Raw genomic sequence first — 19,931 nt, 5'->3', positions numbered from 1 at the left:
GTGCGAAATGACAGGGACGATGTGCTTATGCGCTAACTGCCCAGCCGCCATTCCACCGTGTCGCTCACGGCGCCGGTCGGGAAGTTGCCACGCGCCGTGACGGTGTTCAGGCCAGGCGAGAGGCGAACGTTTTCGACCGTGCACACGCGGTCGACGCACGGCGCGCTGCCGAGCGCCTCCCCGTTGAGCGCGACCTCGACGCGATCGGCATTGCTGTAGACCTTGATCCGTGTCACCGGATCGGCCCGCTCGACGAAGCGGCGCGACGTCGCGTGCACTACCGGGGCGTCGCTCCACTGGGCCTTGTAGTAAAAGAACGCATCCTTCCGCGTCCGGCGATCGTAGCTGACGAGCCCCTTGGTGTTGATATCGGTCGCATCGCCTTCCTTGCGGATGCGGCTGGAGAAATCGAACATGTTCCAGATCCAGCTTCCCCAGAGATAGCGACGTTCGCGAATCTGCGGCCAGGTCTGCTCGTGCCACCAGGACTGGAATTCCTCGGGCTGGGGCCGACCGGTGACGTTGGTCGGCCGCCCTTCCGGATCATCGCTGTGCTGGGTTAGTGCGCCGCCTGCGCCGTATTCGCTGATCGACAGGGGAACGTCGGGGTGGCGCGCGTGCAGCATGTCGAGATGGGGGCCCAGGTCGTCGACCTCGCCGTAGTACCAGCCGAAGTAGCGGTTGTAGCCCATCAGATCGGACTCGCCCGTGAGCACCGGCAGGTAGTCGACCTTGTCCCCCGGCGTCGCCTCACAGCAGTCCGCGATCACCGTCGGCCGCGTCGGATCTTCCCGGTGGGCCAACGCGTTCAGTTCGCGCAGCAGCGGCCGGGCGTCGGCTTTCGGCCCCAGCCGACCGAAGGCGAGATCGATGTCCACTTCGTTGCCGATCCCCCACGTGACGATCGCCGGGCTGTTGTAGTTTTGGCGGATCATCTCGATCATCTGTGTCCGCGCGTTCGCGATCAGTTTCGGGGCGGCCTCGGCATCGGCGAAGCTGATCTTGTTGACGAACGGGACCTCGGCCCAGACGATCATTCCATAGCGGTCTGCGAGGTCGAACCACTCCTCCGCCTGCGGATAGTGCGCCACGCGCACGCTGTTGGCGCCCATCTCGGCGATCATCGCCATGTCGCGTTCATGATCCTCCCGCGAAAGGGCCCAGCCCTGCCCAAGGTAATCCTGATGCCGGGAGACGCCGCGTAGCGGAAGGTGTTTGCCGTTGAGAAAGAAGCCACGATCCGGGTCGAAGCGGATCGTGCGGATGCCGACACTCTCATCGACCCGATCGAGCGTCCTGCCGTTCTCGTGCAGAGTGGCCGCGAGCCGGTAGAGATGCGGATCCGCGCGGCCGTCCCAGAGCTGTGGGTTCGCGACGGAGAGCGTCAGGCGCGCCTCCTCCTGATCGTTTCCAAGGTCGACGGTCCGTGCCGCCACAAGCTTGCCCCGGGCATCGCTTAGCGCCACCGCGAGCTCCTGCCCGTCGCGAATGCCGGTGAGCCGCACGAGCACCTCGACCTCGGCCTTGCCGTCACCGAGCATGCGTGGCGTCGCGTAGACGCCCGGGCCGCCGTAGTCGCCAAGGTCGATGTGGCTCTTCGGTACCGAGATCAGCCGCGCCGGACGATAGATGCCGCCGTGAACAAAAAAATCGCCGAGCAGCGGGATGACGTGCTCCGTCGGGCTGCCCGGTCGCGGATCGCTGTTGTCGGCGCGGACCAGCAGCACGTTCTCGCCGGCGAAGTCGAGCGTGCCGGTCAAATCCACACGAAAGCGCGTGAAGGCTCCCGCATGGCGGGCAAGATGCCGCCCGTTGAGCCACACGTCGGCGACATTGCCGACGGCATCGAATTCGAGCACGTGACGTCTGTCCGGGTCGAGCTGCCGCCCATCGATCACTCGGTGGTACCAGCCCTTGCCCTGCCGGTTGTCGGTCGCGTCGGTGCGACCGATGCGATACTCGCCGAGCTGGTTCCAGGTGTGCGGCAAGGTGATCGGCTGCCAGGCGGAAGATGTCGCCTCCAGCGCCGCTTCGGGCGTCCAGTCGTCGTCGTAGCGAAAGCTCCAGCTTTCGGTCAGGTCACGCGTTTCGCGGACGAAGCGGTCGCCGGGGGGAACGGAGCCTGTCGCGCAGGCCGCCAGCAGGATCGACGAAAGCAGGAGGATTAACAGACGACTCATTCGGCCTCCAGAGCCAGATCGGCGATGACCGGATAGTGATCGGAGGGTAGCCGGCCTTCCCAATGCTGCGTCACGACCGAGTGCCCCGTCACCGCAAACTCGCTCGTCGCGAAGATGTGATCGATCGGCCCGTCGGCTGCGGCCGTGATGTCGAACCCGGTGAAGGTCCCCGGGGGCCCGTAGGGTGGGGGGCTGCTGATCGAGCGTGAATCGGCGAGGCCGCTCCGCGCGGTGTCGGCGAGGATGCGGTAGGGCTCGGCGCCCGGCTTGACGTTGAAGTCCCCCATCACGATCGCGGGCGCGCTGCCCGCGGCGACCCATTGGACGATCATCCGCGCGGCATTGGCCCGCGCGGCCATGCCGACATGGTCGAAATGCGTATTGAGCACGCGGATCGTCTCGCCGCTGCGCAGGTCGCGCAGGACAGCCCACGTCGCGATGCGGGGCAGGGCGGCGTCCCACCCCTTGCTGCCGGCCACCTCGGGCGTCGGCGAGAGCCAGAACGTGCCCGAATCCACCGCCGTGAAACGGTCATTGCGCCAGCCGAGTGGGGAGAACTCTCCTGCCTGGGCCCCGTCGTCGCGCCCGACGCCGACGAAGGTGTATTCGGGCAGCGCCGCTTCGAGATACTGCTTCTGATGGAGCAGGACCTCCTGCATGCCGAGTAAGTCCGGCCCCTCGCGCCGAATAACGGCAGCCACCATCTCCTTGCGGTGCGGCCAGGCGTTTGCGCCGTCGGAGGCGACGTCGAGCCGAATGTTGAACGTCATCGCGCGGATCGGCGCGCTGCCGGCGGGTTCGGCCGGCACATGCGCACAAGCGCCGAGCAGAACGACGGCGAGGAGGGTGAGGAGATGTTTCATGCTGCGCGCTCCAGTTCGGTACCGTTGCTGGCGATAATCTCGCGGTAGAGTGCTGCGCTGCGTTTGGGCGTGCGTGCGAGCGTCTCGTAGTCCACGTGGACGATTCCGAAGCGCTTGGCATAGCCGAGCGCCCATTCTAGATTGTCGAACAGCGACCAGACCATGTAGCCGCGGATGTCGACCCCCGCTGCGATCGCATCGCGCACCGCGGCTATGTGCTCGGTAAGGTACTGGCAGCGATCCTCGTCGAAAATGCCGTCGGCTTCACTGGTCGCGGGATCGGAGAAGGCGGCGCCGTTCTCCATGATGTAGACCGGCAGGTCGCCGTACCGCTCGCGAAACCAGAGCAGTGTGCGGGTCATCGCTTCGGGAAAGACTTCCCAATCGGTCTCGGTATGCGGCGCCCCTTCCTGGACGACGTGTTCCGCGAACAGCGGCCACGCCGTGTCCGACGCGCGCACGACGCTGCGGGTGTAGTAATTGATGCCGACGAAGTCGACCGGCTGGCAGCACAGCGCCAGATCCTCGGCCGACCAGTCCTCCCACGCCTCGCCGTAGATTTCACGGAGCTCCGCCGGGCAGGTGCCGAGCAGCGCGGGGTCGAAGTACTGGCGGTTCATATAGGCGTCGGCGCGCGCCGTGGCGGCAAGGTCCTCGGGCCTGTCGCTAGCCGGGTATTTGGGTTCGATATTGATGACCAGCCCGACCTCGTGCGCGCCGCATTCGCGGTAGGCCTGCACCGCGCGGCCATGCGCGCGCATGAGGTTGCGGCTGACGATCGCGCATTCGAAGATGCTGCGGTGGCCCGGCGCGAGCACGCCGTTGAGATAGCCGCCGTCGGCCACCACCCACGGCTCGTTGAGTGTCGCCCACTTCTTCACTTTGCCATCGAGCGCCCCGAACATGACGGCGGCGTACTCCGCGAACCATTCCGCGCTCTCGCGGTTGAGCCAGCCGCCCCGGTCGTCGAGCGCGGCGGGCAGGTCCCAGTGATAGAGGGTTGCCAAGGGTTCGATCCCGGCTTCGAGCAGGCGGTCGACGAGGCGGCGGTAGAAGTCGAGCCCAGCCTCGTTCACGCGGCCGGTGCCTTCGGGCAGCACGCGGCTCCACGAGACGCTGAAGCGATAGGCCTGCAACCCGAGCCGCTTCATCAGCTCGACGTCGCTTTCCATGCGGTTGTAGTGATCGCAGGCGACGTCGCCGGTATCGCCGGTGGCGATCATCAGGCGCGGGTCGTGGGTGAAGCGGTGCCAGATGCTGGCCCCCGCCCCATCCGCGAGCGGGGAGCCCTCGATCTGATAGGCCGCCGTGGCCGCGCCCCACAGGAAGCCTTCGGGAAAGCCGCTCATCGGCCCTGCTCCTCGACGCGGTGCGACAGCAGCCACAGGTAGAGCGCAGGGTCGTCGTAGGCCGGGTCCCAGGCGTTGTGGCCGAGGTCTGGATAGATCGTCAGGCGGCTCCGATGCCCGCCACAGGCGCGGATCGCTCGGGCCATGGCGAAGCTGCCCTCGGGTGTCACCACGTCGTCGCGGTCGCCGTGGAAGGCCCAGACCGGTGTGCCCGTCAGCGCGCAGGCGGTGGCGGGATCGCCGCGCCCGGCGACCGGCGCGATCGCGGCGAAGCGCTTCGGTTCCGCCGCCGCCCAGCGCCAGGTCGCATGGCCGCCCCGGCTGAGGCCGGTGAGATAGACCCGCGCCGGATCGACCGGGAGCGCTTCCATGACATGATCGACGATCGCGTCGAGCTTGGCGATGTCCCAGTCCTCCTCGGCCGGCAGCAGCGGGGAGACGAGGATGAACGGGAAGTCCGTCTGTCGGTCGGCGACCTTGGGTGGGCCGTGGATCTTGATCCTGGCCACATCGCTGCCCCGCTCGCCCGAGCCGTGGAGGAAGATCATCAGCGGCCAGCGCGCGTCCTCGTCGGCCGTCGCGACGCCGGGCGGGAGGTGAAGCTGATAGACGTAGCCGCCTTCCTCCACCGCCGGCTGCGGGTGTTGCCCGGCTTTCATCGCCGGGGGCGGCGTCGCCGCGACGGCGTCGTATCCGGTGCAGGCCCCCAGCAGAAGGACCAGCGGCAACAAACGAACCCAATTCATCCTTTGACACTCCCGGCAAGCAATCCGCCGATGAACTGGCGCTGGAGCGCCAGAAACAGCAGCAGCACCGGCACAGTGGTGACCACCGAGCCGGCCATCATCAATTCGATGTCCTGCGCGCGTTCGCGCCCCAGCGAGGCGAGAGCGACGGGCAGGGTGTAGAGGTCCTGATCGGACAGCACGATCAGGGGCCACATGAAGTCGTTCCAGCTCCCGAGGAAGACGAACAGCGCCAGTGTCGCAACCGCGGGGCGCAGGATCGGCAGCACGACGTGGCGGAACACGTCCCACTCGCTCGCGCCGTCGATCCGCGCCGCCTCCAGCAGTTCGTCGGGAATCGAGAGCGCAAATTGCCGCACCAGGAATATCCCGATGATCCCGGCAAGCCACGGGACCAGGACGCCGGCGTAGGAATTGACGAGGCCCATGGCCTTGAGCTCGAGGAACAGCGGCAGCATGCCGATCTGTCCCGGGATCAGCAGCAGCGCGAGCAGCGTCTGCACCGTGGCCGTCCGCCCCGCGAAGCGCAGCTTGGCGAAGGCGTAGCCGGCAGGGACGGTGAATAGCAGCGCGAGCAGCGTCGCGAGGGTGGAGACGAGGAGGCTGTTGAGCAGAAACACGCCCATGCCCTGCGCGGCGAAAAGCTCGCGATAGTTGGCGAGAGTCGGTTCGGCGGGGATCAGCGGCGGCGGGAACTGGCCGGCATCGCCGGGCTGCATCAGGCTGACCGAGATCATCCACAGCAGCGGCGCAAGCGTGATTGCCGCGAACAGCGCGACAAGCGCGGTCATGGCGTGCCCGGCCTTCATGTCCTGCGCACGTGCAACAGACGCATCGCGAGCGCCGGCAGCAGCGCCGCGGCGAGGATGCAGACGAACAGCACGACCGCGACCGCCGCACCGGTCCCGAGGTTCCACCACTGGAAGCCTTCCTCGAACATCAGGTAGAGTACGGTGACAGTCGATTGCGCCGGGCCGCCTTCGGTCATCACGTACGGCTCGGCAAAGAGCTGGAACATGGCCACGATCGTCAAGATCGCGACGAGACCGGTGGCGGGCGCGATCGCGGGCAGGGTCACGTGGCGCAGCCGCGCCCACCAGCCGGCACCATCGATCCGCGCTGCTTCGTCCAGTTCGCGCGGCACCGTCTGCAATGCAGCGAGGAAGATCAGCATGGCGTAGCCGAAACTCTTCCACACGACGAACAGTGTGATTGCGGGGATCGCCCATCGCGGGTCGCCGAGCCAGTCGACCGGCTGTAACCCAAGCGTATCCAGCGCGTAGTTCACGAGGCCGTAGCGCGTGTGGAGCAGGTACTTCCATACGACAGCGGCGGCCACTAGCGTCGCGACATAGGGCGCGAAGAAGACGACCCGCCAGACCGGGCGCCAGGCGACCATGCGCTCGTTGACGAGGATCGCCGCGGCGAGTGAGATGGCGATCACCAGAGGCACGCCGAGAACGACGAACCACAGCGTGTTGCCGAGCGCGGTCCAGAACAGCGGATCGGCAAGCAGGGCGGCGTAGTTGTCGAGCCCGACGAAGCGCAGGTTACGGATGTCGGCGAGGGCGTAGATGTCGAAATCGGTCAGGCTCAGCGCGAGCGAGGCGATCGTAGGCAGGACGAAGAACAGGGCGATCGCGAGCAGCGCCGGGGCGCTGAAAAGCCACCCGGCGCGCCGCTCGGCCTCGACACCGGTGCGGCTCATGTCAGGCGTCCCCGCTCCATCATCCAGCGCCGCTTGGCGAGGATGTCGTCGACACGGCGATCGATCTCGGCAGCGGCACTGCGCACCGTGTACTCGCCCCGAACGGTGCGGTCGGCAACGACCTGCATCTCCGTAACCACGCGCTCCCATTCGGGTACCTTGGGCAGGGGACGGGCAAGTTCGAGCTGGCGCGCGAACGGAGCGACCACGCTGTCGCGTGCGAGATCGCCGGCGACCCAGGCGGATCGCCGCGCCGGCAGATCACCGGTCGCGCGATGCAGAGCGAGCTGAGCCGCCGGATCGGTGAGCCTGCGCACGGCGTCCCATGCCTCGCGCTTGCGTTGGCCGTTGCGGAAGACGACGAGGCTCGAGCCGCCGGGCGCAACGGTTCCGGGCCCTCCCGGTCCGGGGTGCGGCGCTGTGGCCCACAGCGTCTGCATCGAGGCCGGCAGGCGGTCGCGCATCTCGCCGATCATCCACGGCCCCGACGGATAGGCCGCGAACCAGCCGCGTGCGAACTCGGCCCAGCGGTTGGCGATCTGCGCACCAGCGACGGTCGGGGCCAAACCCTCATCGAACAGCGACTTGTAGAACCCCAACGCCTCCCGAAACTCAGGCGAGGAAAAAGCGCCGCGCGTGCCGTTCTCTCGCAGGAACGTCGCGCCTGTCGAGAGGGCCATGGTCTGTAGGTGCTCGAACTCTTCGAGCGGCAGGAGGACACCGTAGGTCTCGCCGGCGCTCTGCCTGCGGATGCGGGCGAGCGCCGCTTTCCATTCGCCCCAGTCGAGCGGCGGTGTGTCGTACCCCGCGCGCACGAACAGATCGGTGCGGTAGAACAGAACGCGCGTGTCGACATACCACGGCACCGCCGCCAGTCGCCCGTCGATGCGGTTGCTTTCGAGGACCGCCGCAAACTGGTCCGTGCCGAGCTCAAGGCCCGTCGGCACCGGCTCCAGTGCATCGAGGGCTGCGAGTTCGGCAAGCCAGCTATTGCCGACCTGCGCCAGGTCGGGCAGCGCCTCGCCGACGAACCCGGTCAGGAGCTTCTGGTGCGCGCCCGACCAGGGGAGCGGCTGCACGTCGAGCGACCCGAGCCCGAAATCGGGCAGAAGGCCCGGAAGGACCGCCGCCTCGTTGCCGATGGCCCAGAACGTCAGTCCGCGATCGCGACGGCAGCCGCCCAGTGCGCATGCCGCCGAGCTCGCGATCCCCGCCGCCAGAAGGTCGCGCCGCGAGAACCCGCCGTCCATCACGCCGCGTCGGAGGACGCACGGAGGGCTGCACCGCCGGTGGAGTCGCGTTCCGCCAGCCGCGGGGAAAGCACGACGCCGTGTTCCAGGCCCAGTTCCTCACCGCGCAGCATTCGCAGCAGCAGCATCGCCGCGGTCGAGCCGAGCTGCGCCATGTTCGACTGCATGGTGGTCAGCTTGGGGCTGACGTGGCGCGCGAGCGGGATGTCGTCGAATCCGGCGACGAGCGTCTCGACGCCCACGGCGACGCCTGCCTCTTCGAGCACCGACATGAGGCCGACCGCCATCACGTCGTTGGACGCGAACACCGCATCGGCGGGCACTTGCCCGGCCAGCAGCAGCCGCGCGGCTTCCTGGCCTGCGCTCTCGGTGAAGTCGCCGGGCAGAATCACCGGTGCCCTCTCACACAGACCCTCGCGCATGGCGTCGGTGAAGCCGCGCAGTCGCTCGCGCGCATCGCGGTTGTGCTTGGGGCCGGCGATATGAACGATCCGCTTGCGCCCGCGCGCGATCAAGTGCTCGGTGATGGTGCGCGCGCCGTGATAATTGTCGACCGCGACAAAGGGCACATCACTGCCGTCCGCCTGGGCGTTGAGCAGCACGGTCGGCATGTTCGGGTCGAGATGTTCCGACAGCAGCTCGGCGGTGGAATCCGGCGGCATCAGCAGCAATCCGTCAACACGCCCGCGCATGGCGCGGATCGCATTGGTCGTCTCGTGCGAGCTGCCGTGCATATTGCCAAGCAGCAGGTGTTTGCCGGCCCCATGCGCGATCTTGTCGATTCCGCGGATCACTTCGGAGAAGAACTCGCCGAACAGGTCGGGCAGGATAACGCCGATCGTATCGGTCTGGCGGTTTGTAAGGCTGCGCGCACCGCTGTGCGGCACGAAATTGAGCTGCTTGGCCGCAACCTCGATCGCTTCGCGGGTCGCCTTGGTGACGTTGCTGTGTCCGTTCAGCGCACGCGAGACGGTAGCGACTGAAACGCCAGCTTCCCGCGCAACATCCCGAATCGTGACCATGGCTCCCCTCGCTCCGATATCAATGTAACCGTTTTCATAAGTTCGGCAATGGTGTGCACGGAATGGCTTTCCCGTCGCGGTCGAACAGGTGCAGCCGTTCCGGCGCGACATGCAGCGGAATGCTTTCGCCGGTCTTGATCGCACGATCGCCTGCGGTGCGCCAAACCAGCGCGGCATCGCCCGTGCCGAGCCGCGCGTGGCGTTCTCCTCCGAACCACTCGACAAATCCGACCCTGCGCGGGGCCAGCGCGATCATATGGCCTTCCGGCACCACCGTCAGCGCTTCGGGTCTGATGGCTACCGTCACCTCGCTTCCGGCCGCGAGCGGCGTGCCGAGCGCGCCGAGCACGATCCTTTCGCAATCACCGACGGCAATTTCGGTTTCGCTTCCACTGACGCGCAGGATCCGACCGGGCAGGCGGTTGATCGGCGGCTGGCCGAAGAACTCTGCCGCGAACAGGGTCGCTGGGCGGCAGTAGAGGTCCTCGGGCGCGCCTTCCTGCTCGATCCGCCCATCGCGCATCAGCACGATCCGGTCGGCCAGCGCCATCGCCTCGGCCTGGTCGTGGGTGACGTAGATCGTCGATGTGCCCAGCCGGGCGTGCAGTTCCGCAAACTCGCGCCGCATCTGCGCCCGCAGGCCGGCGTCCAGGTTGGAGAGCGGCTCGTCGAACAGGAACAGGTCGGGCTCTCGCACGATCGCGCGGCCGATAGCGACACGCTGCCGCTGCCCGCCGGAGAGCTCGGCGGGGCGGCGGTTCATCAGTTCGGCCAGCCCGAGGAGTTCGCACGTTCTGGTCACGCTCTCGTCGAGCTGTGGCCGCGGCCGTCCGGCCATGCGCAGCGGGAATGCGATGTTCTGCGCAACCGTCATCTGCGGGTAGAGAGCATAGGACTGGAATACCATGGCGACACTGCGTTCGCCCGGCGGCAACTGATCCACCCGTCGCCCGCCGATACAGATCTCGCCGCTGTCGGGTCGTTCGAGGCCCGCGATCAGCCGCAGCAGTGTCGACTTGCCGCAACCAGACGGACCCACGAGCACGACGAACTCGCCGTCACCCACCGACAGGTCGAGCCCATCGAACAGCACGGCGGCGCCAAAACTCTTGCCGACCCGGGATAGCGTTGCGCCGGGCAATTGCGTCACTCCCTCAACCGGAACGTCGGTTCCGTTGCCGCAGCGGCCATAGCGCCGCGACGCGCCGCGCACCAAGCGACTTGTGCGTGCGGGAAAGCGAAAGAAGTGGGCCGCGCCGGGGCCTACTTCCGTTTGAGGATCACCTGCATGACGCGCGCAACCTCGCTGCGCAGGGTGGAGGCCTGCTTCTCGAGCTCCGTAGCGGAGTTGAGGACCTGTGAGGCGGCCGCGCCGGTCGAGAGCGCGGTTTCGCGAATTTGCTCCACGTTGGCCTTGACCTCGCTCGCGCCACGCGCTGCCAGGTCGATATTGCGTGCCAGTTCCTGCCCTGCGACCGACTGCTGGTCGACCGCAGAGGCGATCGAGACGGCGGTCGATTCTAGCTGCTGGACCTGATCGGCGACAGTGCGCAGAGCGCCCACGCTCGCAGTGGTCGATTGCTGTATCGCACGGATCTGCTGCGCCACCTGCTCGGTCGCGCGCCCGGTTTGCGAGGCGAGCTCCTTGACCTCCGAAGCGACGACCGCGAACCCGCGGCCGGCCTCTCCGCCGCGTGCTGCCTCGATCGAGGCGTTGAGCGCCAGCAAGTTGGTGCGCTGCGCGATGGTCGAGATCAGCTCGACGACCTGCCCGACCTGATCGGCTGTCGCGGAAAGTGCCGAGATCGTATCGTTCGCTTCACGGGTCGCGCCGGTTGCCTCGCGCGCCAATTCGGCCGATTGCGCGGCCTGACGGCTGATTTCTCCGATCGACATGGCGAACTCGTCCGAAGCGGCGGCGGCAGCGGTGACGCCGGACGAGGCCTCGACCATCGCCTGGGCCACACGCTGGGTCTGCGCGGCCCCTTGCTCCGCCGCGATGGCCATGGAACTGGCAGTCGCCTTCAACTGTGCGGAAGCCGCCCCGACGCCGGACACGACCTCGCCGACGCTCGATTCGAACGTGCGAGCAAACGCACGGACTTCCTTCTCGCGCCGTTCGCGCTCTGCACGGCGGCTGGCGAACATCTCGTCGAGTTTGACCCCGGACTTGACGAAAACCTCGAACGCACGCGCAATTTCGCCGATCTCGTCGCGCCGATCGAGCCCATCGATCGTAAAATCGCGATAGCCGGCGGTCAGGGCGGTCATGTCGCGTGCCAGGGTGCCGAGTTGCTCCGAGGTATCGGCCAGCATGATGCGGATCGCGCCGAGGCAGAGCACGCCAGCCACGCCGGCGACGGCGACGATCGCCCAGCGTAGCGTGGACGCGGTTTGCGGATCCGCCGAGAGCGCTATCCATGCCAGCACCGTCACGAGCGTCAGAGCAGCGAGCGGGATGCCGGCGAGAAACGCGATCTTGCGCGCGAGCGAGCGGTCATTGAACCAGCGCGCCAATGCGAACGTATCGTTCGCCGCCGCGGGGGCGGATTGCCTCAGCTCTACTTGCTCGATTTCTTCGCGCATGTCGTCGGGCACGATGATCGTCGTCGGAGCGTTCATGCTACTTTCCTTCCCGGCTCGGCCTTTGCTGTGCCACCTTGAGGGACTTCTGCTGTGAGGTGCTGTGCGACTTCCCCTGCGGGCATGGGCGCGAAGAAGAGCCAGCCCTGGATGTGATCGCAACCGGCGCTGCGCACCATGGCGGCTTGGTCCTCGGTCTCCACCCCTTCGGCGGTCACGCGCATTTTGAGCGCGCGGGCCATGGAAATGCTGGAGAGCATCATCGCCCGCAGGCTCTCGTCGACCGCGGAGTCGACCACCAGAGAGCGGTCGAGCTTGAGCTTCTCGAACCGGAATTGCCGAAGGAAGCCGATCGAAGCATAGCCGGTTCCGAAATCGTCGAGCACGACGTCGACCCCGAGCCCCCGGACGAGGTCGAGGCTGCGTTCGGCCACGAGCGGATCGAGGACGAGGCAGGTCTCGGTGATCTCCAGCTCCAGCCGCTCTGGCGGAAAGCCGGTCTCTTCCAGGATCTGACCGAGCTGGAAAGGAAACTCCGGGTTGCGCAGCTGCGCGGCGGAAATATTCACCGACAACTTGATTCCCCAGCGCAAGGCATCGGTGCAGGCGCGGCGCAGAACCCATGCGCCGATCGCGTTGATCAGGCCCGACTCCTCGGCCACCGGAATGAACACGTCGGGGCCGAGGTCTCTTCCGTCGGGCCGTTGCCATCGCAGCAACGCTTCGACGGCGACGATGTGGCGTGTTCGCGAGTCGACGAGAGGCTGGTAATGCACGCGGAACTCTTCGTGGAGCAGCGCGGCGCGCAAATCGTTGTCGAGATCGCGTAGCGCTTCAAGGCTGCGGTCGAATTCGTCCTTGAACCAGGTGCAGCGCATTTTGCCGTCGCGTTTGGACACGTACATGGCCACGTCTGCGCGGCGCAGCAGCTCGGAGGACTCCAGCGTTGCGCCGGCCGGGCAGCGGGCGAGCCCCACGCTCGCTCCGATAGGGATTCGTCTGTCGTCGAGGGCCACCGGCTGCGAGAGGGTTTCGATCAACCCGCGGCAAATGCCTTCGAGCAGCGTCCCTGCGAGCGGTCCGACCATGCTCACTGCGAACTCGTCGCCGCCCAGGCGATAGGTCGCCGCGTCGTTGCCGCACAGCTGGCGAAGGATCTGTGCGATTTCCTTGATCAGGCGGTCGCCGACGCCGTGCCCATAGAGGTCGTTGACGGTCTTGAAGCCGTCGAGGTCGATCAGTGCCACGGCCATCTCCTGCCCCGCGGCGGCGGCGGCGATGTTCCGGTGCAGCGCGCGGCGGTTGGGAAGCTGGCTGAGACTGTCGGTCATGCCGAGCCGCTCGAGCCGCGCGACATGGGCAAAGCCGAAGCGAAGCAGCAAGAGCACAGCAATCGCGTATGTCCCGACGCCGACGATGAGCAACGGAGAGGTTCTTGCCAATGGGAAATCATCGCTGAGCAGCAGCGCGAGCCAGATCGCGGCGAAGATCGCCGTCAGGACTACGAGCGGCGCGACCACCAGAAGGCGCGGCGCCAAACCGTGATTTTCCCCCTCTAGTGTCACCCGTTCGAACCCCAAACCCCTGTTCTTGCTCGCAACTTAGCGCCGCCGCACTAAGGAAGCGTTAAGTGCGAATTTACCTTGCAGCTGCTGCCCCGTAAGCCTCTGTCGGCGGGCTCCCGACCCGTGCACCGGTAGAGGCCCTGCACATCCGTGGCCGGCGCAAACCGTCCGCTGTTGCCTGCCATCGTCTCTCCGGCGCCGAGCATCAGCCAGCCGTCGCTCCGCAGGCTGTCGGCCACGCGGCCCAGGGCGCGCCGCCGGGTCGCCGTATCGAAGTAGAGCAGCACGTTGCGGCAGAGCACGAGATCGAATCGTTCGGGCCTGATCGGCGTGTCGAGTACGTTGCCGACGCGGTAGCAGATCGGCGCAAGCAGTGCCGGGTCCGGCACCCATCCGCGCGGAGTCTCGCTGAAGTGCCGAAGCATCTGTGCGACGCCGAGGCCGCGTTGAATCTCGAACTGGCTGTAGCAGGCCCGCCGCGCAGCCGAGATCGCCCGACTCGAGATATCGGTACCCAGTATCTCGATCTTCCACCCGCGCCACATCTGCGGTCGGTCCGCGAACATCATCGACAGCGACAGCGCCTCTTGCCCGGTGGAGCAGCCGACGGACCAGATAGCGAGGCGCCGTGTTCCTGCGCGCTTCGCGGCGAGATCGGGCAACACGGTATCGGACAACCGCTGGAACAGCTGTCGGTCGCGGAAGAAGTAGGTCTCGTTGTTGAGGAGCGCTTCCACGACCTTGCGCGAGATCTCTTCGGAATCGTTTCTGTCCAGCATGCAAACGAGCTGGTCGACGTTGTCGATGCCATATTCGCGGAACACGTCTGTCAGTGCGCTGCCGACACGCCACTGGCGGCCTTCGGTGAGCTGCTGGCCGGTTCGTTCCAGCAGCAGATCCGCGATGATTCGGTGCGATATCTGCGTCACCTCCATGCCGCTTCTCCGGCGTGGAGGGCGATGCGCAACGCCACTTTCTCGGGCGGTAGCACCGCCGACGCGAGCCCGGCTTGCACGACCGCGCGGGGCATGCCCCAGACGGAGGAGCTGGCTTCGTCCTGAGCGATGATATTGCCGCCCGCCTGGACCAGTCGCTCGGCACCCAGGAGGCCGTCGCGTCCCATTCCGGAGAGTACCACGCCAAGTGCGCCGTCCGCCACGACGCCGGCCATGCTCTCGAACATGGAATCGACCGAGGGCATGCATCCGCTCGGCGCCCTGAAGTCCGTCCGATCGGCGACCAGGGCGCCCGTGTTCCCGCGCAGGAGAAGGTGCCCGTCGCCGGGAGCAATGTGGATGCGACCGCTTTCTACGGGCGTCTCGCGGTCGACCACCACCGCCTCGCGTCCGCTTGCGAGTTCGAGTTGGCCGGCGAAGACGTGCATGAAGCTTCGGGGCAGGTGCTGCGTCACCAGAATGGGCGCCTCCACGTACCGTGGGAGATTGCGCAACAGCATGCACAGCGCGTGAATCCCACCGGTCGAAGCGCCTATGCCGATGATCTCCAGGGGGCCGCCGTGCCTGTTGCGCGCGCGCAGGGGCGGTTCGGCGGGCGATGCCGGCGCCGCGTCCGCTCGGCTGCGCCGGCCCAGCGCGCGAATTCGCTGCAGGAGCGCGGCGCGATAGCTTTCGTCGAACTCCCCGCTGCGCGGCTTGAGCATCGTATCAGCGGCACCCATCGAGAGCGCGGCCAGCGTGTGCTCCGCCCCCACTTCGGTGAGAGAGGAGACCACCAGCACCTGCGTGCCGGGGTGCGCGGCGAGTATCTTCGGCAGCGCGTGGAGCCCGCCCATGCCCGGCATTTCGAGGTCGAGCAGCACAACGTCGGCCGGAGTGATCGCAAGGGCGGCGAGTGCGTTCTCTGCGCTGCCGGTCTTGCCGATGATGGCCATGTCGCCTTCGGGCGCGATGATCCTCGAGAGCACGGCACGTACCGTCAGCGAATCGTCGACGATCATGACGCGGATGGGCGCCCGCTGGGGCGGAGGTTGCCCGGCCTGATCGGCGGCGACGCTGCTTTCCGCGCCCATGGGCCGGGCCTCAGGCCATTCCAACGAGCTGAAGCTTGATCTGCAGGGTTTCGTGGTCGAACGGCTTCATCACGTATTCGTCCGCGCCCGCGCCGATAGCCTCGCGGATATGGGCGACGTCGTTTTCGGTGGTGCAGAAGACCACTTTCGGCGCGTCGCCGCCTGGCATACGGCGGAGATTGGTGATGAACTCGATGCCGGTCATGACCGGCATGTTCCAGTCGAGCAGCACGAGATCGGGCATGGCCTCCTCGCACTGGGCGATGCCCTTCGCGCCGTTCTCGGCTTCCTCGACGGCGAACCCGAGCGACTCCAGGATATGGCGCGAGACCTTTCGGATCACGCGCGAGTCGTCGACGATCAGGCAGTTCTTCATCTTGATGCGATCCTTTTCTGCGGCTCCCGTCTATTCGCTCCGGGTAACCAATCGTTTAAGCAGCGGTCTCGCCGGGGCCGGCGACAAGCGCGGCCACGTCGACCAGCACCGCGGGCCCGCTGGCGGTTTCAATCATGCCGTGGGCGACCTGCGCCCAGCAGGCGCCCAAGGTGGCAGGCGTAGGCGCAGGTTCGCCAGCGGCGGGGACCACGTCATCCACCCGATCGACGAGCAGGGCGTAGGAATGCCCTGCCACCTCGACCACCGGCGCGCGCATGTCGGTCGTCTCGGACGGGCCAAGCAGGCCCAGGGCCTTCCGGCTGTCGATCACGGTCAGCGCACGGCTGCGCAACGCGGCGAGCCCGGCGATGAAGTCGGGTGCACGCGGAACCGGGGTGATTTCGGTGAGCTCGACGATCGAACCAATGTCCCCGGCGCGAAAGGCGGCGGGGCGTCCGGCGATGCGCGTGAGAAGAAGCAGGTCACTCATCAGCGTGTACCCGAGCGCGCGCTGGCGAGGGCCGTAAGCAGCGCTTCGCGGTCATAGCGGTAGATGCTGTGCGGATCGCCGTCACTACCCTCCGGCCGCGACCGCAGGCGGACGACTGTTCCGTCTCCGTCAGGTTCCCGCGCGGCATCCAGCGTCACCGAGATATCGGCCGCCCGCCGATCGTCTTCGCCCAGAATCTCGTAGCCCGCCGATCGGATCAGCGGTTCGAGGAAGCTTACTACCCATGGATCGGTGGTGGGCAGACGGCAGGTCGGCTGCTGTGCCGGCGCCGCACGGCGACCATGGCGGGCGAACAGACGGTGCGCATCGACGACCCCCACCATCGCCCCGTCGATCAACGCCGTGCCCTCGAGCGTGTCGTCTCCTTCGACCGGCACGATCGTGTCCGGGAGTTCAAGCGAGTCGACGACGCCTCCGACCGCGTACAGCAGTGTGCTTTCCCCGTCGTCGAGGCGCAGTGCGGTGATCGTCTCGGTGGCTATGTTCGCACCTTCCGCGCCCAGCAGGGGGAGGATCGTGCCGTCAACGGTCGCCAGCATTCCATCGCCGGCGTGCTCGATTGCGGACACTGGAAGCATGTGGATGTGGCGGATCACGGCCATGCGCAGGGCGCGCCGGCGTCCGGTGAGGGAAGTGAAGACGACTGCATGCTGAGGGGAGGCGACCGCCTCTTGGGTACCGCCATCCGCCGAGACGGTGCGGACGCGGGTCTGGCTGGCGAGCCCGTGTGCCTCGGCGAGACCGGGAATGTCGATCTTGAGGATCGGCTTGCCGTCGTCGAGCAGTACCGTGCCGCCGTAAAGCCCGATCGCCTCCAGCGCCGGCGGCAGCGGCTTCAGCACGAAGTCCTCGTTGTCGAGCACGCGGTCGACCGCGAGCGCGAACAAATCGCCGCTGACGAGCCGCAGGAAGACGAACGTGGCACGGTCGAGATCGACCTCCTGATCGAGACCGAGCACCTCGGCGAGGTCGAGGCACGGCACGCGTTCACCTCGGAAGGTGAGGAAGATGCCGTCGCCGAGACGGTCCACCTCGACCGAGCGCGAGACACTGCGCGCGATCTCGACGATGTACGAACGCGGCAGACCCAGCGTGTGGGACCCGACTTTCACCGTCAGCCCCTCGACGATGCTGAGCGTCAGCGGCAGATGGAGAAACACGATCGTGCCCCTGCCTTCCTTGCTGGAAACGGAGACAGAACCGCCGAACCGTTCGACGTTCGCGCGCACCACGTCCATCCCCACGCCGCGTCCGGAGACTTGACTGACCGTGTCGGCAGTCGAGAGGCCGGGGGCGAAGATGAGATCGAGCTTCTGCTCGGCAGTCATCGCGGCGACTTCCGCGGCGCTCGCCACGCCCGCGGCGACGGCTTTCTCGGCCAGCCTGTCGAGCGCGATTCCGCGCCCGTCGTCGCTTACGCCGATGACGATCCGGTTGCCCGTGCGGCGTGCCGAGACGGTGACGATGCCGATTTCGCGCTTGCCGGCGGCGAGACGCTGCGCCGGGGGTTCGATCCCGTGATCGATGGCGTTGCGCAGAATGTGCATCAGCGGGTCCCGCACCGATTCGATCATTTCGCGGTCGAGCTCGACGTCGCCGCCTTCGAGATCGATCATCACCTGCTTGCCGAGTTCGGAGGAGAGGTCGCGGACCATCCGTGGCAGCGCGCCGAACAAATGCTCGAGCCGTTGCATACGCATCCGGGTCGCCCCTTCGCGAACTTCGTCGAGAATGGCCGACAGCCGTTCGAAGGGGCCTTGCAGCGCGGGATCGGCGCCTTGCTCCCGCAACCGCCGGGCGAGTTCGTTGCGCGCGAGGACCATGTCGGAAACGCCGCTCATCACCCGGTCCAGCAGTTCGACCGGCAGCCGGATCGAGCGTGTGTTGCCGTTTGTCCTGGCGGCTCTGGGGCCGGCCTGCTCGCCGGCCTGAATGGTTTCGCTATCGGGTTCGTCGCGGCGAGGCTCGAGTGCCGCGATCAGCATCTCGTCGCCGCCTTCGGGCAAGCTCTCGCCAGCGTCGATCGCGTCGATCATGTCGGTAATGCGATCGATGATCGCGAGCACCGCAGTGACGAGGCCGGTGCTTGCATGACGGCGCCCGGCGCGGACTTCCGAAAGCGCGCTTTCCGCGCCGTGGCTGAGCCTCTCGAGTCTGGGAAAGTCGAAGAACCCGCAGTTGCCCTTTACCGTGTGGACGAAGCGGAAGATGGCGTCGAGCCGCTCCCGGTCGGCGGGATCGGCTTCCCACGCCACGATCTCCCCCTCGATCGCTTGGAGCATCTCGCGGGTCTCGGCCACGAAATCTGCCAGCAGGTCGTCCATCGAAATCCATGCCCCCCGGGATAGTGCAGGGAGGTATGGCCAATGATGGTTAACGAACGGTCACCGCCTGTCGGGAAAGTGCCGCAGGATGCACCAGACCACGAGTGCTGCGATCGCGCCGCCGACGACGTTGGCGGCAAGCTCCGCGGCATAGACGGCGTCCGCACCCCAATGGGGGCGCAGCAACCACGCGAAAGGCAGCATGACCAGGAACACGCGCACGCAGCTCTGCGTCAGCGCCCAGGCGGCCTTGTCGACCGCATTCAGCGCGCCATTGGCAACGATGAGCAGCCCGAATCCCGCGTAGCCCCACGCCGCGATCCGCAGGTATCCGTCGAACTCGGCGATCACCGCCGGATCATCGGTGAAGAACTGCGCAAACCACTCGCCGGCCGCGAACAGGACGAACGCAAGCGCCATTCCGTACCCGACGCAGAATATTCCCGCTTCGAGCATTGCGAGCCGAGAGCGGTCCGGACGCCCGGCGCCCCAGTTCTGGCCGACGATTGCGCCGATCGAACCCGAGAGGCCGAGCAGGGGCACTACGGCGAAGCTTTGCAACCGGCCTGCCGCGCCGAAACCCGCCACCGCCGCCTCGCCTTGTGCGGCGAGAAGGGCGGTGAGAATTGAGAGCCCCACGGGGTTGACGGCGTTCGAGAACGCCGCCGGACCGGCAACCCGCAGGATCGCGCGCGCGGATTCGCCGAAACGGGACTGGCGGATCAGGCTCGGCTTTATCGGCAACGCGGTGCCCGCGATCAGCCACAGCGCCATGCCGATGGCGAGCGCATATCCCGCGATTGTCGCGTAGGCGGCACCGGCCATGCCATAGCCGGCGAAACCGAAGGCGCCGGAAATCAGCAGCGGATCGAGCACCCAGTTCGCGGCCGCGAAGGTCAGCGAGACGAACGAGGTCTTGCGCGCCTCCCCTTGTCCCCGCAGCGCGCCGTTGAGTGCCATCTGCAGCAGCAGAACGGGCATGCCGAGCGCGAAAGGCACCATGTAGGCCCGGATCAGCGGCAGCAGCGCGCCGGAGGCTTGCATAAGGCGGAACAGCGGATCGAGCAGAAGGTAGAGCGCCACGCCGAGAATTCCGCCGAGCACGACGGCGAACACCGCGCCGAAGTTCGCCCTCCGTGCCGCCCGGTCGACGTCGCCCTCGCCCAAAGCCCGTGCGATGACCGAATTGACCCCGACCATGACGCCGACGCCAAGGCTCGACAGGGCAATGGTGACAGGGAAGACGAATGCGACTGCGGCAAGCTCCTGGCTGCCGAGCTGGCCGATGAAATATGCGTCGATGAGCCCGACCGACATGATCGCCGCAACGCCGATGATCATCGGTATAGTCTGGGTCACGAGGTGGCCGCGGATCGACCCGCGCGTCAGCTTGGCGCCCTCGTTCATACGCTGGCGATAGCGCCG

18 protein-coding genes are annotated in these 19,931 nt (G+C 66.9%); 1 reads left to right on the top strand and 17 read right to left on the bottom strand.

Translation table 11 applies throughout. From position 1 onward, the window contains the following. Window positions 1–32: 32 nt before the first annotated feature. From ETX26_RS09670 to ETX26_RS09620, 11 genes are read right to left on the bottom strand one after another with little or no spacing between them, the layout of a single operon-like run. Window positions 33–2,180, bottom strand: coding sequence for a glycoside hydrolase family 2 protein (locus ETX26_RS09670; RefSeq protein ID WP_129524487.1), 2,148 nt, complete (start codon window positions 2,178–2,180; stop codon window positions 33–35). Then, window positions 2,177–3,043 carry an endonuclease/exonuclease/phosphatase family protein gene (locus ETX26_RS09665; RefSeq protein WP_129524486.1) on the bottom strand — a complete coding sequence of 289 codons (867 nt, stop codon included), beginning with the start codon at window positions 3,041–3,043 and terminating at the stop codon, window positions 2,177–2,179. Before ETX26_RS09665 ends, ETX26_RS09670 begins: the two co-directional genes overlap by 4 nt. Next, window positions 3,040–4,392 (bottom strand): GH1 family beta-glucosidase, encoded by a 1,353-nt coding sequence (locus tag ETX26_RS09660; RefSeq protein WP_129524485.1) that lies wholly within the window; start codon window positions 4,390–4,392, stop codon window positions 3,040–3,042. The genes ETX26_RS09665 and ETX26_RS09660 overlap by 4 nt, the downstream gene beginning before the upstream one ends. Next, on the bottom strand, window positions 4,389–5,120 hold the full coding sequence (locus ETX26_RS09655; protein WP_165271746.1) for a dienelactone hydrolase family protein: 732 nt from the start codon (window positions 5,118–5,120) through the stop codon (window positions 4,389–4,391). Before ETX26_RS09655 ends, ETX26_RS09660 begins: the two co-directional genes overlap by 4 nt. Window positions 5,121–5,134: 14 nt before the next feature. After that, on the bottom strand, window positions 5,135–5,929 hold the full coding sequence (locus tag ETX26_RS09650) for a carbohydrate ABC transporter permease (RefSeq protein WP_225425714.1): 795 nt from the start codon (window positions 5,927–5,929) through the stop codon (window positions 5,135–5,137). A 14-nt stretch (window positions 5,930–5,943) separates the two neighbouring features. Then, the gene (locus tag ETX26_RS09645) at window positions 5,944–6,846 is read right to left on the bottom strand and encodes a carbohydrate ABC transporter permease (RefSeq protein WP_129524483.1); all 903 of its coding nucleotides are present in this window, start codon (window positions 6,844–6,846) and stop codon (window positions 5,944–5,946) included. Next, window positions 6,843–8,096 carry an extracellular solute-binding protein gene (locus tag ETX26_RS09640; RefSeq protein WP_129524482.1) on the bottom strand — a complete coding sequence of 418 codons (1,254 nt, stop codon included), beginning with the start codon at window positions 8,094–8,096 and terminating at the stop codon, window positions 6,843–6,845. Before ETX26_RS09640 ends, ETX26_RS09645 begins: the two co-directional genes overlap by 4 nt. Continuing rightward, a complete protein-coding gene (locus tag ETX26_RS09635; protein WP_165271745.1) occupies window positions 8,096–9,118 on the bottom strand; it encodes a LacI family DNA-binding transcriptional regulator in 1,023 nt (340 codons plus the stop codon). The genes ETX26_RS09640 and ETX26_RS09635 overlap by 1 nt, the downstream gene beginning before the upstream one ends. A gap of 34 nt (window positions 9,119–9,152) precedes the next feature. After that, complete coding sequence (locus tag ETX26_RS09630; protein ID WP_225425712.1) at window positions 9,153–10,331, bottom strand: ABC transporter ATP-binding protein; 1,179 nt, start codon at window positions 10,329–10,331, stop codon at window positions 9,153–9,155. A gap of 50 nt (window positions 10,332–10,381) precedes the next feature. Continuing rightward, window positions 10,382–11,740 carry a methyl-accepting chemotaxis protein gene (locus ETX26_RS09625; protein WP_129524480.1) on the bottom strand — a complete coding sequence of 453 codons (1,359 nt, stop codon included), beginning with the start codon at window positions 11,738–11,740 and terminating at the stop codon, window positions 10,382–10,384. Then, on the bottom strand, window positions 11,737–12,993 hold the full coding sequence (locus tag ETX26_RS09620) for a putative bifunctional diguanylate cyclase/phosphodiesterase (protein ID WP_225425801.1): 1,257 nt from the start codon (window positions 12,991–12,993) through the stop codon (window positions 11,737–11,739). The genes ETX26_RS09625 and ETX26_RS09620 overlap by 4 nt, the downstream gene beginning before the upstream one ends. Here ETX26_RS09620 and ETX26_RS14480 point away from each other — a divergent pair. Beyond that, complete coding sequence (locus tag ETX26_RS14480; protein ID WP_225425815.1) at window positions 12,895–13,260, top strand: hypothetical protein; 366 nt, start codon at window positions 12,895–12,897, stop codon at window positions 13,258–13,260. The genes ETX26_RS09620 and ETX26_RS14480 overlap by 99 nt on opposite strands. Before the next feature lie 56 nt (window positions 13,261–13,316). On the opposite strand, the gene ETX26_RS09615 is transcribed toward ETX26_RS14480, so the two are convergent. From ETX26_RS09615 to ETX26_RS09590, 6 genes are read right to left on the bottom strand one after another with little or no spacing between them, the layout of a single operon-like run. Next, window positions 13,317–14,201, bottom strand: a complete 885-nt coding sequence (locus tag ETX26_RS09615) for a CheR family methyltransferase (RefSeq protein WP_129524479.1) — start codon at window positions 14,199–14,201, stop codon at window positions 13,317–13,319. Further along, window positions 14,192–15,295, bottom strand: coding sequence for a chemotaxis-specific protein-glutamate methyltransferase CheB (cheB, locus tag ETX26_RS09610; protein WP_225425710.1), 1,104 nt, complete (start codon window positions 15,293–15,295; stop codon window positions 14,192–14,194). The genes ETX26_RS09615 and cheB overlap by 10 nt, the downstream gene beginning before the upstream one ends. 10 nt (window positions 15,296–15,305) lie before the next feature. Continuing rightward, on the bottom strand, window positions 15,306–15,671 hold the full coding sequence (locus ETX26_RS09605) for a response regulator (protein WP_129524478.1): 366 nt from the start codon (window positions 15,669–15,671) through the stop codon (window positions 15,306–15,308). Window positions 15,672–15,726: 55 nt separating this feature from the next. After that, window positions 15,727–16,161, bottom strand: a complete 435-nt coding sequence (locus tag ETX26_RS09600) for a chemotaxis protein CheW (RefSeq protein ID WP_129524477.1) — start codon at window positions 16,159–16,161, stop codon at window positions 15,727–15,729. Further along, the gene (locus ETX26_RS09595; protein WP_129524476.1) at window positions 16,161–18,506 is read right to left on the bottom strand and encodes a chemotaxis protein CheA; all 2,346 of its coding nucleotides are present in this window, start codon (window positions 18,504–18,506) and stop codon (window positions 16,161–16,163) included. The genes ETX26_RS09600 and ETX26_RS09595 overlap by 1 nt, the downstream gene beginning before the upstream one ends. Window positions 18,507–18,566: 60 nt before the next feature. Further along, complete coding sequence (locus ETX26_RS09590; protein ID WP_129524475.1) at window positions 18,567–19,913, bottom strand: MATE family efflux transporter; 1,347 nt, start codon at window positions 19,911–19,913, stop codon at window positions 18,567–18,569. Between the last annotated feature and the right edge of the window lie 18 nt (window positions 19,914–19,931).

The sequence above is a fragment of the Pelagerythrobacter rhizovicinus genome (assembly GCF_004135625.1).
GTDB lineage: Bacteria > Pseudomonadota > Alphaproteobacteria > Sphingomonadales > Sphingomonadaceae > Pelagerythrobacter > Pelagerythrobacter rhizovicinus.
This window is presented reverse-complemented; position numbering and strand designations above follow the sequence as displayed.